The sequence below is a fragment of the Corynebacterium variabile genome (assembly GCF_006539825.1).
Taxonomy (GTDB): domain Bacteria; phylum Actinomycetota; class Actinomycetes; order Mycobacteriales; family Mycobacteriaceae; genus Corynebacterium; species Corynebacterium variabile.
This window is the reverse complement of record NZ_BJNT01000015.1, coordinates 64,445-80,368: the sequence shown is the minus strand read 5'-3', so window position 1 is coordinate 80,368 and position 15,924 is coordinate 64,445. Positions and strand designations below refer to the sequence as shown.

Genomic DNA, 15,924 nt, shown 5'->3' with positions numbered 1-15,924 from the left:
GCCGGATAGGCTGGGAGCATGACGATCCCCATCTCCCCGGTCCCCGGCGAACCCCGCCGCCAGCCGCAGCAGGCGGCGCAGCCGGCCCAGCCTGCACAGCCTGCACAGCCGCAGGCCCAGAGTCTCTACGACCTGATCGGTGAGGACACCTTCCGGAAGATCGTCCACGAGTTCTACCTGCGTGTGCCGAACGACCCGGTACTCGGGCCGATGTACCCCGCCGATGATCTCGACGGCGCCGAGGACCGGCTGCGCTGGTTCCTCGTGCAGTACTGGGGCGGACCGCAGACCTTCAACGAGCAGCGCGGACACCCCCGCCTGCGGATGCGGCACGTGCACTTCGCCGTGACCCCCGAGGCCCGCGAACACTGGCTGACGATCATGGCGGACGCCCTGGGTACCGTCAGTGACAACGAACTCCCCGGCCCGGCCCGCGAGGCCGTGTGGGACCACATGGTGCGCGTCGCCGACATGCTCATCAACCGGCCCTGAGGTGTCCGGTTTCCTCGACCTCGTCGCCCCTGGTTCCGACCTCTCCCCTGTTGGCCTTCTCATCCTCGTTCTCGGCGCCGTCCTCGCCGGCGGGGTGGACGCCGTCATCGGTGGCGGCGGACTGGTTCTTATCCCCCTGATCCTCGCCTGCGCCCCGGGCCTGCCCGCACAGGTCGCCCTGGGGACGAACAAGTTCACCGCCGTCTTCGGTACCGCGAGTGCCGGGCTGCGCATGGTGCGCACCGTCCGGATCGACTGGCGGGCCGTGCGACTCTGCGCTCCCCTGGCCGGACTCTGTTCGGCCGGCGGCGCCCTCATGGCGTCCGCCGTGAGCAGCGATGTGCTGCGTCCCGTGGTGGTCGTGCTCATGCTGGCGGCAGGTGCCTTCGTCGCACTGCGTCCCTCCTTCGGACGAGACACCGGAGCCACCGGGGCCTCCGGGGTGGACGCCACTCCCCGACCCTCCCGTCGCAGGCTCGCCCTCGGGCTTGGTCTCATCGCCCTGATCGGCGCCTACGACGGTTTCTTCGGCCCCGGCACCGGGATGTTCCTGGTCATCGTGTTTACCGCGCTGATGTCCCGGACGCTCATCCAGTCGCTGGCGATGACGAAGCTGGTGAACACCGCCACGAACATCGGAGGTCTGGTCGTGTTCGCCGCCGGAGGTCACGTCCTCTGGCTGCTGGGTATCGTGCTGGCGGTCTTCAACGTCCTCGGCGCACAGGTCGGCGCGAAGATCGTCCTGGACCGCGGCACCGGCTTCGTGCGCATCGCGCTGCTGGTGCTCATCGTCGTGATGTCGGCGAAGCTCATCGTCGACATGCTCTGACCGGCTGCCTGGTCAGCGGCCCGGTCAGCGCGGCGTCGGGATCCTCGCCAGACCACCGGGGCGCGGTAGGTACGCGGTGCCGAAAATCGCGTCGATCCTGATCCACGACCCCGTCACGCTCACCCGGATGAGGTCATGGTCGGCCAACTGGGCCGGTGGTTCCTTCACCAGGCCCAGTGAGCCCATCGCGGCGACGACACTGCCGGGAATCTCGATGATGCCTGTCTGCCCCTTACTCGTCAGGCGCAGCAGCGGCTGGTCCAGCAGTGACGGCGGCAGGCCCGCCGGGCCGGAGTGCGCTTCCGCCTCGGCCTGGAGCTGGCCGAAGACCTCACGGACATCGGCCCCGGGGATCGTGTCCACCAGGGACCACCCGGATTCCGGAGGTGGCGTCCCCGCCCAGAGCATGTCCATCCGGCCGGACAGGCCGATGGACGCACCGTCCGCCCCGTCGTCCGCCGTCGCGGCGTCCCCCAGCAGGGCCGGCAGCGGATCGGCGGAGATGACGGCGCCGTCCTCGGAGACGGTGGCGTGGATGCGTTGGGACACCACACAGCCCAACGGAGTGGCGATGAGGAGGTCCGTGGCGTCCTCCCCCCGGGAGACGAGCCGGACCATCGCCCCGGAATCCATCTTCAGGACGCGGGTCACCACCGCGGCAACGCGCCGCAGGGTAGACGCCTGGGCGCGGCCGGGGCGGGTGAGAGTGAGCGTGACCGGGGCCGGGGAGCCGCCGGACAGGGAGAACAGCGAAGAAGTCACAGTCCCCCAGGGTACCGCCCGGTCAGGTCGGGGGTCAGAGACCCGTGTCCACCTCGGTGTCCTTCTTCGCCTCGGCGACGGGAGAATGGTCCTCCTCCTCGACCGGGATCATGAACATGTTGATGACCTCGATGTTCGCCTCGGTCCACGGCCGGGACTTGCCGGAGAGGATGTCCACGCCGACATTGACCGTGTCCACCACAGCGACGATCTTGTGCTGGGCATTGCGGATGTTCTGCCGCATCTTGAAGGACTTCTCGCCGATCTCGTACATGAAGGACTCGACGACGACCTGCGTCTCACTCGACGACAGGGCCTTGCGGTAGTCGACGGACGCCCACCGGACGACGAACGCCGGAACCGAGATGTCCATCTCGGTGAGGACGTCGCGGACGAAGTCGATCCGGGCGTCCTGCGAGAACTCCAGGTACGCGGCATTGTTCACGTGCTGGAACTGGTCGAAGTCCGACCAACGCAGGTTCACCCGGGTGCTGTGGTACCGGGTCCCGGTCGCCTCATTGTCGACGAAGGGCATCAAATCTCCTTTAGCCTGTTTTGTTTATACAAACAGTCTAACGCGAGAGGCGGCGATGCGTTACCCGTGCCGGTCGGGCGGCATCTGCACCCAAGCGCTCGACCTTGTTCTTCTCGTAGTCTTCGAAGTTACCCTCGAACCAGAACCACTGCCCCTCGGCGATATTGCCCTCCCACGCGAGGATGTGGGTACAGGTGCGGTCCAGGAACCAGCGGTCGTGGGAGATGACCACTGCGCAGCCCGGGAACTTCTGCAGGGCGTTCTCCAGGGAACCGAGGGTCTCGACGTCGAGGTCGTTGGTCGGCTCATCGAGCAGGATCAGGTTGCCGCCCTGCTTCAGCGTCAGCGCCAGGTTCAGGCGGTTGCGCTCACCACCGGAGAGCACCTTCGACGGCTTCTGCTGGTCCGCACCCTTGAACCCGAAGGCGGAGAGGTACGCACGCGACGGCATCTCGTTCTGGCCGACGATGATGTAGTCCAGGCCGTCGGAGACGACCTCCCACACGGTCTTCTCCGGGTCGATGTTCTCGCGGTTCTGGTCGACGTAGCTCAGCTGCACGGTCTTGCCGACCTGCACCTCACCGGCGTCCGGCTGCTCGAGACCGACGATGGTCTTGAACAGCGTCGACTTACCGACACCGTTCGGGCCGATGACGCCGACGATGCCGTTGCGCGGCAGGGTGAACGACAGGTCCTTGATCAGGACGCGGCCGTCGAAGCCCTTGGTGAGGTTCTTGACATCCACGACCTGGTTACCCAGACGCGGCGGGGTCGGGATCTGGATCTCCTCGAAGTCGAGCTTCTTGTACTGCTCGGCCTCGGCGGCCATCTCCTCGTAGCGCTGCAGGCGGGCCTTGTTCTTGGCCTGGCGGGCCTTGGCGCCGGAACGGACCCAGGCGAGCTCCTCCTTGAGGCGTTTCTGGAGCTTCTGGTCCTTCTTGCCTGCGACCTCGAGGCGCTGGGCCTTGGTCTCCAGGTAGGTGGAGTAGTTGCCCTCGTAGGGGAACAGCTTGCCGCGGTCGACCTCACAGATCCACTGGGCCACGTGGTCCAGGAAATAGCGGTCGTGGGTCACGGCGAGGACGGCACCCTTGTAGTTCTTCAGGTGGTTCTCCAGCCACAGGACACTCTCGGCGTCCAGGTGGTTGGTCGGCTCATCGAGGAGTAGCAGGTCGGGCTCGCTGAGCAACAGCTTCGCCATGGCGACGCGGCGACGCTCACCACCGGAGAGGTGGGTGACCTGCTCGTCGGACGGCGGGCAGCGCAGGGCGTCCATCGCCTGCTCGATCTTGGAGTCCAGCTCCCAGGCGTCGGCGGCGTCGATCTTCTCCTGGAGGACGGTCATCTCCTCCATGAGCTCGTCGGTGTAGTTGGTCGCCATCTCCTCGGCGATCTCCTCGTACCGGCGCTTGACGTCCATGATCTCGCCGAGGCCTTCCTCGACGTTGCCGCGGACGGTCTTCTCCTCGTTGAGCGGCGGCTCCTGCAGCAGGATGCCGACGGTGGCGCCCGGATCGAGGAAGGCCTCACCGTTCGACGGGTGGTCGAGGCCGGCCATGATCTTCAGCAGCGAGGACTTACCGGCACCGTTGGGTCCGACGACGCCGATCTTCGCTCCCGGGTAGAAGCTCATGGTGACGTTGTCCAGGACAACCTTGTCGCCGTGAGCCCTACGTACGTTCTTCATCGTGTAGATGAACTCGCCCATTGTTCCCCTTCAAGTGAATCTCGCGGGTGTTTTGCAGTCAGCCCATCACCCTACAGGACGTGGACGGGGACGCCCCTGCCGTCGCGCACCGGGGCTGGCATCCTCCGCGTCCGCCTGCTCAGCGGAAGGTCGGTTCGAAGACCGGGTGCCAGGTGAACACGGCGTCCTGCCCGGCGTCGGTGGCGTCCGGCAGGCTGACGCCGACGCGGCACATCCTCGGGAGGACGCAGCGTCGGATGTCCGCGGCCACTCTGTCTGCAGCGCCGTGGATGCAGAACTGCGTGTAATGCCGGACCGTCCACCCCAGGTCGGCTACCTCATTGTCCTTCCACGCCTGCTTCACGAAACTCTGCTCGGTCGTCCCCTGCCCGCCGAGAGCGTGGTAGGTGAAACTGTCGATTTCGATCGCGACCTTCGTCTCGGGAATGACGATGTCATAGCAGTAGTTGCCGATCATCCGGTTGGTGAGGACGGTGACCGGCAGGTCTGCCAGGGCGTCGCCGATGATGCGGAAGGCCTCCTGCTCCAGCTTGCTCATCGTGCCGGTCGGTGTGACGGCGAGCAGGCCCCGCGCCTCCGACCGGCCGGTGACCAACGCCGCCAGGTCCCGTTCCAGCGCCTCATGCGCGCCGATCCCCTGGTACGCCTCGGTGAGGAATCCGGCGTCCTCTGCGGGGGACGCCGCGTCCATCACCGCCTGCAAAGGACTGACCAGCGACAGGCCGTTGCCGGTACGCAGCCGTCCCGGGATGCCCGACCTGATATGCGCCTCGGAGGTCCGCCGCCCGGACCTCGCATGCCGCGCCTCGAGCGGCCAGCTCACCGGCTGGTTCTGGTAGAGGTCGATTGCCGTCCGGCCGGTGAAGACCAGCCCGCGCACCTCGTGCAGGGCCTGCAGCCGGAGTTCGTCGGTGGGTTCCGCGGTGCTGTAGATGCCCCGCGCCAGTCGGTGGAGTTCACCGCGCCTCACTGCGGTATCCACCTGTGCCGCAGACATCGTCTGCGCCAGTTCGCCACGGGTGATGAATGACCTGTTCTCCATGTCGCTTCCGGGGTTGTGACTGCCCTGCATCAAAATAACTGAGCATGAATCGCGCGAACTGCCGAGTTCAACGGATTCGTGCTCAGTTATTTTGATCGGCGATCGGTCAGAACGGGGTGTCGTGGCCGACGGAGGTCAGCTCGCGCTCTCCGTCGTCCGGCTCCGCGGGCGGCCGGGCGTCCTGCGCGTCCCCGAGCCCTGAGGTCGGCGCCGCGGCCGGATCGGACGGTTCCCCGAGGGCGGTGGCGTAGCCTCCCGTACTCTCGCCCGGGGCCGGCTTCTTCGCGTCACCGTTCGGGTTCTCCCTGACCTTGTCGCGCAGCGACCACGTCGACGGCGAATGGCTGAGGTCCAGCCCGACATTCGACGCGGTCACCCGCCAGATCGTCTCGGTGAAGGGCTCCCCGTCCGCCCGCTTCTGCCCGTCCTCCGGCTTGAAGGAGTACGAGGTCATGCGTCCGGCGATGACGAGTGGTGCGCCCCTCACCACGGACGACATGACGTGGTCGCCGAGACGCCCCCAGCACTGGACATCGATGAACAGCGTCCCGCCGTCCTTCCACTCTCCGTCAGTGTTCCACCGCGGGGTGGACGCCATGCGGAACGTCACGAGCTTCATGATCGACGAGTTCCTGACCGGGTTCGCCGCCGCGAATCCCGTCATCGTCACGGACATCTGTTGTGTGGCCATGGTCAGCCCCCTCTCCCGGGAACGCGGCCCCGGGACCTGCGCCACGGCACCGGCCGGACGACTCCCGGTGGTCGGCGGGGTGTTCCCCGCCTCCTCTCCCCCGGTGCCCGCAGATGGTCCCCCACCACCCGGGATCTGTCGAATACCGGCCCGGAAGCTGTGGACAACTCGGCCTGAATCGGAAAGGAGTTGTCCACAACCTCCACTCACCTGCGGTTTCCCCGGAACGGGAGGACGCCTCACTCCCGGTGTTTCTGCCGGTACTCCCGCTTCGCCTTGTCAGAGTGCATGAAGCCCTGGATCTCGTCGCCCTGGTACTCGGCGCGGTAGTACTCGGCCTGCGAGGAGTTCTCGCCGGTCTTCAGCCCGGCGAGCATCGCATTGTAGGCCTCCAGCTCGGCGTCCCCGTCGCGGTCGGCCTTGCGGTCGAACCGTTTCTGCTCCTTCTTGTCCTGCTTCGCCCACTGCGCGCCATGCATGATGCTGACCAGCACCAGCGGGATCTCGGAGAGTCCCCAGGCGATCGCGCCGCCGGTGTGCTGCTGCTCCATGAGGTCCACCGGGAACGGCAGCTGCAGCGACAGGTAGTACGCCTCGGCCAGCGGCTCGGACATCTGCATCATCGCGATGCCGAACCAGGCGTGGAAGGCCATCGCCGCCAGCGTCATCAGCAGTTTCATGAAGGGACTGAGCTGACGCGGCGCGGCGTCCACCCCGATGGCCACCCAGTAGAACAGGTAACCGGAGATGAGGAAGTGGATGTTCATGAACACGTGGCCGGCATGCTCCTGCGCCATCCACTCGAACATGTCGGACAGGTACAGGGCATAGAAACCGATGACGAACTGCACCGCGGCGACGACCGGGTTGGTGAGGAACCTCGAGACCGGGTTGTTGATGAACACGACCAGCCATTCGCGCGGCCCCTGGATGCCGTTCTTCCCGGCCGGCGGCAGGGCGCGCAGCAGCAGCGTCATCGGCCCGCCGAGCACCCAGAAGACCGGGATGAGCATGGTCAGCATCATGTGCTGCAGCATGTGCGGGGCGAACATCGCCATGGAGTACAGGCCCAGCCCGGAGCAGGTGACGAAGATGAGCGTGAGATTGCCGAGTGTCCACCAGATGACCCGGCTGACCGGCCACTCCACACCGCGCTTGCGCAGGACGCGCCACGCCCACAGGTACACGGCCTGCAGGAGCAGTGCGACGGTGCCGAAGATCAGGTCGAAGCGCCAGTGGGTGAACACGGCCGACACGGAGAACGGCTCGGTGAGGTCGAACCCGAGGGTCAGTTCCGCCGGGGAGATGTCGGCGGTGAACTCCACCGGCGGCGGGATGCGGGACAGGGAGATCGCCACACCGACGGTGGCGGCCATGATGAGGACCTCCACGATAGCCAGGCGGACGAAAGGACGCTTCCACCAGGCGTCCTTCGTGTCCATGGCCGTCTCGAGCTGCGGGATGATGTAGCGGCGGTGCGCCCAGCCGAACGCCGCAAGGATGACGGTAAGCACGGCCTTGAGCGTGATGACGCGACCGTAGTCGGTGGTGAACCATTCTGAGAAGGACAGGCGGATCGCGGCGTTGATCAGGCCGGACGCCGTCACACCGATGATGCACACCATCGCCAGCCACGAGTAGCGCTTCACCAGTTCAGGCAGGTGCGGACCGCGGCGGGCGGCGTGGGCGACCAGGGCAGCGAGGCCCCCGATCCACAGGGCGCCGAGGACAATGTGCCAGAGCAGGGAGTTCACGCCATAGTCGTGGTCGCCGCCGGAGGCGGAGTGTCCCTCCAGCGCGATGGGGACCAGGGAGATCACCGACAGGGCGAGGAAGACCGGCTGCCAGATCCATTTCCGGCTGAACAGTGAGAGCACGGCAGCGAGACCTGCGAGGATCGCGATCCAGCGCATCGCCCCGGCGGTGGAGACCTGGGAGATCGCGGTGCCCCACATGTCGGGCTTCAGCGTGTCGGACAGGGGCGCGCCGGAGGCGTCGGAGAGGTAGAGCGGGATCAGCAGCAGGGCGCAGACCGCCCAGGCGGCCATGCCCCAGGTGCCGGTGCGGGAGGCCCGGAAACCGTCGACGTCCAGGTACCCGTCCTTGCGCGGCGGGGTGCCGAGGGCGCTCATGAGGAATCCACCGATACCGATGCAGGCGGCGAGGGTACCGATGCCACGGACCAGCGGCAGACCCCAGGTGGTGGCAGAGCCCGGGTCGGGGAGGCCGAGGGCGTCGAGGGACTGGCCGAGGAAGGCCGCCCCGATCACCGCGGCGACGACACCGGCGAGCAGTGCTGCACCGATGTAGAGGCCGACCGGGGAACCGATGCGGCGGGGGGACGTGGTGACAGCGTCGGACGTGTCGGACATGATCCCCGACATTACTAGCGTGATCTGCCGATTCCGATTCGTGGGCGCCGGTCGGTTCTTCGGTCGGCCTGCTTCGGTGATCGACATGCCCGTCGGCTAATATGTCGTCTCGCACACCTGATGGCGTGCATGCCTCCGTAGCTCAGTGGATGAGAGCATCCGGTTTCTACCCGGTCGGTCGCGGGTTCGAATCCTGCCGGGGGCACTATCGGCGGCAGTACCGGGGGCACCGTGCGTCACGGTGGGGTGCCGCGCGCCGTCAGTTCCGGTCGAGGTCCACGAGCCGGAGCTCCGGACGCGGACGCCAACGGTAGGTCGCCTCAACCTCGTCGCGTTGTGCCGCCCCCCGGGCAACCACAGCGTCTTCCGCGTCCTGATGAATGTCCGGCAGTACACCCGACGACTCCACCTCCTTCTCGAAGGCGAGGTGGACCACGTCCTCCGGGTCCGCGTTCACGTCGAACAACGGGGTGTAACCCAACGACAGGTAGAGCTTCACGACCTCCGGCTGACGGGGTCCGGTGGTGAGGTAGATCCGGCGGTAGCCGCGCTCCGCCACGGCTGACTCCAGCGCACCCATCACCCTGCGCGACAGCCCCTGTCGATGGTGGGACGTCGAGGTCCACACGCGCTTGATCTCGGCGGTCTCCTCGTCGAGGTACATGAAGGCGCCACCGGCAATGGTGCGACCGTCGCGTCGGACAAGCAGCAGGCTGCCGAGAGGCTCAGAGAAGACGAGAGGAGGAAAAAGGTCGATCTCTTCGGGAGCGTCTTCGTCCTTGTCGAAGCCGTGATAGTCCTCGTAACGGGTGGTGTACTCGTACTCGAGCTCGGCGAGCAGCGGGGCGGCTTCGTCCGACTCGATGGAGGCGACGACCAGTGTGTCGGTGAAGGTTTCCCTGGAGGTGTCCGTCATGCGGCACAGCCTATCCACCCAGGTACCCACCAGGGCAGGATTTCCACTCCGATCGATTCATACCCCACCGGCCGCCGTTTCGTCCGCATCAGGCTGCCGAAGAGCGACTGACCTGACGGAGGTACCACTGTCGCGTCCACGCCGCACGCCGGAACAGCCATTCGAAACCGCAGGCGGTGAGCAGTCTGTGCAGGCCGAGGCAGAGCGTCACCACAATGGCCGCCAGGATCAGCGGCTGCAGCGGCAGACCGGGATCACCCGGCAGCACGAGGTCGGCGACGAAGATGACGGTCGCGAGCACCATGATATGCATGATGAACACCGGCAGGGTGCGGGAACCGACGGCGATCAGCGGACGCAGCAGTGGTGATCCCTCCAGCGCCGAGACCGCGGAGATCACCGCGATGATGCCGACAGACGCGAGGAAGAGTCTCACCGGACCGTTGAGCCCCAGGTTGAAGTGGTCGTTGGTGGTGTAGATCCGCAGTCCCACCGCCGTGTACACGGCGGTCGATCCGAGGATGACCGGGAGTGAGCGCAGGCGTGCCAGCCGGTGGATCCACGGGGCGGCGTACATACCGACCAGATAGAAGACGTAGGTGTGGAGGATGTCGTTCCACGGCCACCCGAGGTCGAGTTCGGGGGTGTACATCGCGACCACGCCGGCGACGAGGATCTGGAGGACGGGGTGGACGCGGCGGGTCGCCTTCGACAGCACGGCGAACAGTGCCAGTGCGTAGAGGAACCAGAGGTAACTCGGCGGGCCCTGGACGGCCTCGAGCATCCTGCCCACCATGGGTCCCCAGTTCTCCGGGTCGAGTCCGGCCGGGGCGGTGATGTCGTCACTGTGGTCCACCGTGGTGCGGGGGATCATCGCGAGCCAGGTCTCCCGGATCGGCACCCACAGGACGAGCAGCCAGAGCATCACCCAGATGCGCCGGTCAGCGAACTTCCGCCAGCTCTCGGAGAGGGCCTTGGCGGCGAAGAGACCGGACAGGAGGAAGAACAGCGGCATCCGCACCGGGCCGATGACGAGATTGATCTCCTCCCAGATGCCGGTGGCGTACCCGTTGTTGTTGAGGTTGATGATCGCGTGACCTGCGACGACGAGGAGGATGCAGAGGCCCTTGGCGGCGTCCACCCACCCGAGCCTGCCGTAGGTCGTGCGCGGGGCGGCAGGTGCGGCAGAGGTCGCACCGTCGCTCTGCGGAGTCCCCTTCCCCGGGGCGGGCTTCTCCGGTTCAGGGGATCTCATATTCAACACACGGGTGACGCTAACAAGGCCGGATACTCAGTCGCACATCAGGTGGCGCAAACCTTCAGCCCGATGGCCGGGGTCTCCCCTGTGGCCGTCATCAGCCAAAGGTCAGGCCGAAGACCGGCACCGCCAGGGCGAACACGGTGATCGTGATGAGGAAGACTGCGACGAGGTTGAGCCAGATACCACCCTTGAGCATGTCGCCGGCCCTGACGTAGCCGGAGCCGTAGGCGATCGCGTTCGGCGGGGTCGCCACCGGCAGCATGAAGGCACAGGTGGCGGCCAGCGCAGTCGGAATGACGAGGATGAGGACGTTGATGATGCCGTCGCCGGTGAGGCCGATACCGATGGCGACACCACCCATGATCGGGATGAAGGTCGCGGCGGTGGCGGTGTTCGAGGTGAACTCGGTGAGCGCCAGGACGACGGCGGCGATGGCGAAGACCAGCAGGATGGTCGGCAGGGCCTCCATGCCCTTGACCATCTCACCGATCCACAGGGAGAGGCCGGACGAGGTGACCATGGTGGACAGCGACAGACCGCCACCGAACAGGATCAGGACATCCCACGGGATGGCCTTGGAGTGTTCCCAGTCCATGACGCGGGTACCGCGCTTGTTGACGGGCACGATGTACATGAGCAGAGCCGCGGTCATCGCGATCGCAGCGTCCGGCACGCTGATCGTCCACCAGCTGGTGTACTCGGCGAGCAGCGGGATGGTGATCCAGGCGATGGCCGTGATGAGGAAGATGACGCCGGCGGTGATCTCCGCACGGGACATCCTGCCCATGTCGTCGATCTCCTTCTTGATCAGCTCACGACCACCGGGGATCTCCTTCATCTCCGGCTTGAAGACGGTGACCAGGACCAGCCAGGCGATGACGGTGAAGACGGCGGCGAGCGGGACGCCGACCATCATCCACTTGCCGAAGCCGATCTCGATGCCGTGCGTGCCGGACATGTAGGCCGCGAGGAAGGCGTTCGGCGGGGTACCGATGATCGTGCCGAGCGAGCCGATCGACGCGGCGTAGGCGATGGCGAGCATCAGGGCGGTGGAGAACTTCTTCTGCTTGTCGTGGCCGCCGACTTTGTCAGCGGTCAGCGCCAGCACAGAGATACCGATCGGCAGCATGACCACCGCGGTGGCGGTGTTGGACACCCACATGGACATGAAGCCGGTGGCGATCATGAAACCGAGGACGAGCTGCTTCGGCTTCGTACCCACGGCAAGAACCACCATGAGGGCGAGCCGGCGGTGCAGCCCCCAGCGCTGGATACCCAGCGCGAGGACGAATCCGCCCATGAACAGGAAGATCGTCGGCTCAGCGTAGGGTGCGGAGACATCTGCCATCTCGGCGACCTGAAGGACCGGGAATGCGACGAGCGGGACCATGGCGGTGGCGGCCAGCGGGATGGCACCGGTCATCCACCATGCACCCATGAGCACCATGACCGCGGCGGTGATCCGGATCGGACTGAGCTCGTAGGGGGTCTCGGCGTCGGGTGCCGCATCGTTGACGAGGTCGGCACCGTTCGACGGGAAGATGAAGTAGATGATCACCGCGAGAAAAAGGCCGACCCCCAGGCCGATGAACTTCCTGCGGTTCTCTGCTCGCTCCACGCTCTCTCCACCCCGGATCTCGTCGCCGTCCATGGCACTTTCCACGGCGTCCGAGGCGTTGAGCGGGGTCTCTTTACCGGAGTCCTCGAAGGTCACGGCACCGGAGGTGGGGGCGGCGTCCTCAGGTTCCGGCGGAGTGGTCGGATTCTCGTCTTTCTGAGACATGGGATGTCCTCTCATGGTATGGAACGTCAGCGCCCCACACTAGGGTGGGATAGGGGCACAAACTAATCACCTGCCATATGAAACGGGGTTCATGACAGAAATTTACCCCCGTTTACTTCACCTCCGATACCCCCGCGAGTCTCCCACACGCCTTTCCACACCGTCTACCGGACTTCCGGCCACCGCCAGGCCCAGCAGGTAGCCTGAGGAACGCCCGTTCCCGTCCCCTGCCCCAGGAGTCCCTGTTGTTCCGACGTAAGCCCCGTAAGTCTCCTGCCCTGCCCTCCCCCGGCCCCGACCGTGTCGCCGTGGTGACCGGGGCGTCCTCCGGCATCGGACAGGCGGTCGCCCTGGAGCTGGGTCGTCGCGGACACAACCTCCTGCTCGTCGCACGCACCACCGGCCCGATGGAGCTGGTCCGCGACACGCTGGTCGCCGAGGGCCGGGACGTCGCCGTCGAGATCCACCCCTGCGATCTGGCGGACGCCGGGGCGCGCGGCGTCCTCATCGAGGAACTGGAAAGACGCGACGTGAGCATCATCGTCAACTCCGCCGGCGTGGCGACCTTCGGCGAGTTCCGGAAGCTCGACCCCGCCTACGAGCGCACCCAGTTCGAGCTCAACGCCACCGCCGTCTTCGAGCTCACCGCCGCGGTCCTGCCGGGCATGGTGGCCGGTGGGGACGCCGGGATCGTCAACGTCGGTTCCGTCGCCGGCAATGCCGCGATCCCGAACAACGCGACCTACGTGGGCACGAAGGCCATGGTCAACACCTTCACCGAGGCACTGCACTACGAGCTGAAGGGCACGGGGGTGAGCTGCACCCTGCTGGCCCCCGGCCCGGTGCGCGAGGAGGTCAAGGAGGACGCCGCGCGTACCATCGTTGACCGTGCCACCCCGGACTTCGTGTGGACGACCTACCCGGACTGTGCGACCGAGACGCTCGAGGCGCTGGCCGCGAACAAGCTACGCGTCGTCCCCGGCGGGCTGTCGAAGGTCGCCAACGTGTTGTCGACCTACCTGCCGCGCCGGATCACCGCCCCGCTGATGGGGAAGGCGTACGCCCGGATGGCCGACGAATGACGGCAGAAGACCAGAGAGAAGAAGACATGACACCGAACCAGACCGCCAAGATCGACCGCCTCGTGTGGGCGGACTGCGAGATGACCGGGCTGGACACCTCCCGCCACGTCCTCGTGGAGATCGCCGTCGTCGTCACCGACGCAGAGCTCAAGCCCCTCGACAAGGGCATCGACATCGTCATCCACGCCACAGAGGACGAGCTGGCCGAGATGGACGACTTCGTGACGAAGATGCACGGGACCTCGGGGCTGACCGAGGAGATCCGGCAGTCGACCGTCTCCGTGGCGGACGCCGAGAAGCAGGTCGTGGAGTACATCAGGCAGTTCGTGGCGTCCTCCGGCGTGGCGCCGCTGTGCGGCAACTCCATCGCCTCCGACCGGAAGTTCATCGCGAAATACATGCCTGACCTGGACAACTTCCTGCACTACCGGATGATCGACGTCTCCTCCATCAAGGAGCTCACCCGACGCTGGTACCCGCGGGTCTACAGCGGCCAGCCGGCCAAGGGCATGCAGCACCGCGCGCTGGCGGACATTCTCGAGTCCATCCGCGAGCTGGACTACTACCGTCGGGCCGCCTTCGTCGCCGATGCTCCGGACCAGGACGCGGTGGACGCCGCCTCTGCCGCAGCAGTGGCGGCGACACCGATCAGCTAGACCTACCTGCGCTTTTGTCTTGGATGACAGGCGTGGTCTAGTATGAATCCCGCTGCTTGAGGGCAGCAATGGTGGCTGTAGTTCAGCTGGTAGAGCACCAGGTTGTGATCCTGGGTGTCGCGGGTTCGAGTCCCGTCAGCCACCCCAAACACACGGACCCCGGTTCCTTCGTCACGAAGGCACCGGGGTTTCGTCGTATGTCACCACTGCACCTTGTCCGGTGCCTGCGTCGTGCGCACTGTCATGGAGCGACCCGAATCTGACGGTTCCGTCCCTCCGACACTGCAGATCCGGGTCAACTCATGACACAGGGTGGACTACATCGGCGAGGCCCCTCATACCACGAAGTACACGTGGGAGTGGAGGGCGCAGCCGGGGTTGAAGGAGGCCGCGCAGTGCGGGCAGGCCGGGCCGGTGTTCGCCGCGTAGAGGTCGAGGTACTCCCCCACGGTGAGCCACGCTCCGCACGACCGGCACAGCACGGCCTTCTGTGCCCGGTCGGATGCGGTGGCCGTCGGCCACGGCGTCACCGGATGGTCCTCGGCCTCGTCGTGGCAGTGCAGACAGGGGTAGGTCTGCCCGCAGCAGCGGAAACGGATCGCCACAATGTCCAGCGGTGAGCGCCAGTGCGCGCACCCCACACCGCCCACCAGCGCGGACGCAGATTCGGACGCAGAGTCAGAAGTCATTGACCAGCACCGCCGCGCCGTCGAAGCGTCCCGCCTTGAGGTCGCGCAGCGCGTCCAGCCCGCGCGACATCGGGTACTCGTGCGTCGTCGCGCGCACCCCGTACTCCTCCACCAGCGACAGGAACTCGCGGCCCCGGGCCCGGGTGTTCGAGGTGACCGACCGGATCTCCTTCTCGTAGAAGAGCTCGTTCTCGTAGTTCAGCGGCGGGGTGTCCGAGAGATGGATCCCGGCGATCGAGAGGACGCCGCCCCGGTCCAGCGCCCGCATGGCCGGTGGCACGATGTCCCCGACCGGGGCGAAGAGTACCGCGGCGTCCAGGGGCTCCGGCGGCATGTCGTAGGCACCGGCCGCCGACGCACATCCCAGCGACAGAGCCAGCTCCTGCGCCGCCTTGTCCCTGGTCAGCACGTGGACACGGGCACCGGAGGCCAGCGCAAGCTGGGCGCACAGGTGGGCCGACCCTCCGAAGCCGTAGAGACCGAGCCGGGCGGGGTTGTCCGGGGTGGATTCGGGCAGCCCGGCGCGCTGCAGGGCGTGGTAGCCGATGATGCCGGCGCAGAGCAGGGGCGACAGCGCGGTATCAGACGCAACTTCGGACGCAGCGTCCTCCCCGGTCGGCAGCCGGTACGCGAAGTCGGCGGGCACCACGGTGTACTCGGCGTAGCCACCGTCGGCGTCCCACCCGGTGTAGGTCGAGTGCGGGCAGAGGTTCTCGCGCCCCGACCGGCACCACCGGCACTCCCCGCAGGTCGAGCGCAGCCAGGCGACGCCGACCCTGGCGTCCTTCCAGGACGGATCGGCACCCTCGCCGACAGCCACGACCACGCCGACGATCTCGTGGCCGGGCGTGACGTGGGGATGGTGCACGTCAAGGTCCCCCTCGGTAACATGCAGGTCGGTCCGGCACACCCCGCAGGTGTGCACGTGGACGAGCAGTTCACCCGGCCCCGGGGCGGGCACCGACTTCTCGACGAGCTCCAGTGGGGCGTCCGCCCCGTCGACCGGCCCGGGTGTGGTGACCTGCCAGGCGTGCATGGTGGTGGGGGCGGTGTGCGTGGTCATGCCTCCATTGTGCGTCCACGCCCACTGCACCTGCAGTGCTGCG

The 15,924-nt window shown here is 66.7% G+C and carries 15 protein-coding genes and 2 tRNA genes; 6 read left to right on the top strand and 11 right to left on the bottom strand.

Annotation, left to right across the window (positions count from 1 at the left end):
- The first annotated feature begins 18 nt into the window (after positions 1-18).
- A complete protein-coding gene (locus tag CVA01_RS09880) occupies positions 19-492 on the top strand; it encodes a globin (protein WP_014009348.1) in 474 nt (157 codons plus the stop codon).
- Between the two features lies 1 nt (position 493).
- Positions 494-1,321 (top strand): TSUP family transporter, encoded by an 828-nt coding sequence (locus tag CVA01_RS09875; protein WP_014009347.1) that lies wholly within the window; start codon positions 494-496, stop codon positions 1,319-1,321.
- Between the two features lie 24 nt (positions 1,322-1,345).
- On the opposite strand, the gene CVA01_RS09870 is transcribed toward CVA01_RS09875, so the two are convergent.
- From CVA01_RS09870 to CVA01_RS09845, 6 genes are all read right to left on the bottom strand, one after another.
- Positions 1,346-2,083 carry a DUF8185 domain-containing protein gene (locus CVA01_RS09870; RefSeq protein WP_014009346.1) on the bottom strand — a complete coding sequence of 246 codons (738 nt, stop codon included), beginning with the start codon at positions 2,081-2,083 and terminating at the stop codon, positions 1,346-1,348.
- 34 nt (positions 2,084-2,117) lie between these two features.
- Positions 2,118-2,618 carry an acyl-CoA thioesterase gene (locus CVA01_RS09865; RefSeq protein WP_141330412.1) on the bottom strand — a complete coding sequence of 167 codons (501 nt, stop codon included), beginning with the start codon at positions 2,616-2,618 and terminating at the stop codon, positions 2,118-2,120.
- A 37-nt stretch (positions 2,619-2,655) separates the two neighbouring features.
- On the bottom strand, positions 2,656-4,326 hold the full coding sequence (gene ettA / locus CVA01_RS09860; RefSeq protein ID WP_014009344.1) for an energy-dependent translational throttle protein EttA: 1,671 nt from the start codon (positions 4,324-4,326) through the stop codon (positions 2,656-2,658).
- Positions 4,327-4,444: 118 nt separating this feature from the next.
- On the bottom strand, positions 4,445-5,368 hold the full coding sequence (locus CVA01_RS09855) for a type IV toxin-antitoxin system AbiEi family antitoxin domain-containing protein (protein WP_244938244.1): 924 nt from the start codon (positions 5,366-5,368) through the stop codon (positions 4,445-4,447).
- A gap of 106 nt (positions 5,369-5,474) precedes the next feature.
- Positions 5,475-6,059, bottom strand: coding sequence for a single-stranded DNA-binding protein (locus CVA01_RS09850; protein WP_014009342.1), 585 nt, complete (start codon positions 6,057-6,059; stop codon positions 5,475-5,477).
- A 239-nt stretch (positions 6,060-6,298) separates the two neighbouring features.
- Entirely contained in the window at positions 6,299-8,443 is a 2,145-nt protein-coding gene (locus CVA01_RS09845) for a bifunctional copper resistance protein CopD/cytochrome c oxidase assembly protein (protein ID WP_141330410.1), read from the bottom strand.
- Positions 8,444-8,562: 119 nt separating this feature from the next.
- On the opposite strand from CVA01_RS09845, the gene CVA01_RS09840 reads away from it, so the two are divergent.
- Positions 8,563-8,636 (top strand) — tRNA-Arg (locus tag CVA01_RS09840).
- A 54-nt stretch (positions 8,637-8,690) separates the two neighbouring features.
- Here CVA01_RS09840 and CVA01_RS09835 read toward each other — a convergent pair.
- The 3 genes from CVA01_RS09835 to CVA01_RS09825 form a co-directional block, all read right to left on the bottom strand.
- Positions 8,691-9,347, bottom strand: coding sequence for a GNAT family N-acetyltransferase (locus CVA01_RS09835; RefSeq protein WP_244938243.1), 657 nt, complete (start codon positions 9,345-9,347; stop codon positions 8,691-8,693).
- An 88-nt stretch (positions 9,348-9,435) separates the two neighbouring features.
- Complete coding sequence (locus tag CVA01_RS09830; RefSeq protein WP_141330408.1) at positions 9,436-10,602, bottom strand: acyltransferase family protein; 1,167 nt, start codon at positions 10,600-10,602, stop codon at positions 9,436-9,438.
- 100 nt (positions 10,603-10,702) lie between these two features.
- Entirely contained in the window at positions 10,703-12,259 is a 1,557-nt protein-coding gene (locus tag CVA01_RS09825) for an SLC13 family permease (RefSeq protein ID WP_244938250.1), read from the bottom strand.
- Between the two features lie 377 nt (positions 12,260-12,636).
- Here CVA01_RS09825 and cmrA point away from each other — a divergent pair, with 377 nt between their 5' ends.
- The 3 genes from cmrA (at position 12,637) to CVA01_RS09810 (ending at position 14,276) form a co-directional block, all read left to right on the top strand.
- Positions 12,637-13,473, top strand: a complete 837-nt coding sequence (cmrA, locus tag CVA01_RS09820) for a mycolate reductase (RefSeq protein ID WP_141330404.1) — start codon at positions 12,637-12,639, stop codon at positions 13,471-13,473.
- A gap of 26 nt (positions 13,474-13,499) precedes the next feature.
- On the top strand, positions 13,500-14,129 hold the full coding sequence (orn, locus tag CVA01_RS09815; protein ID WP_141330402.1) for an oligoribonuclease: 630 nt from the start codon (positions 13,500-13,502) through the stop codon (positions 14,127-14,129).
- A 71-nt stretch (positions 14,130-14,200) separates the two neighbouring features.
- A tRNA-His gene (locus tag CVA01_RS09810) sits at positions 14,201-14,276 on the top strand.
- Between the two features lie 188 nt (positions 14,277-14,464).
- On the opposite strand, the gene CVA01_RS09805 is transcribed toward CVA01_RS09810, so the two are convergent.
- A complete protein-coding gene (locus tag CVA01_RS09805) occupies positions 14,465-14,818 on the bottom strand; it encodes a CHY zinc finger protein (protein WP_073883728.1) in 354 nt (117 codons plus the stop codon).
- Positions 14,808-15,854, bottom strand: a complete 1,047-nt coding sequence (locus CVA01_RS09800; protein WP_218024575.1) for a zinc-binding alcohol dehydrogenase family protein — start codon at positions 15,852-15,854, stop codon at positions 14,808-14,810. The genes CVA01_RS09805 and CVA01_RS09800 overlap by 11 nt, the downstream gene beginning before the upstream one ends.
- Positions 15,855-15,924 lie beyond the last annotated feature (70 nt).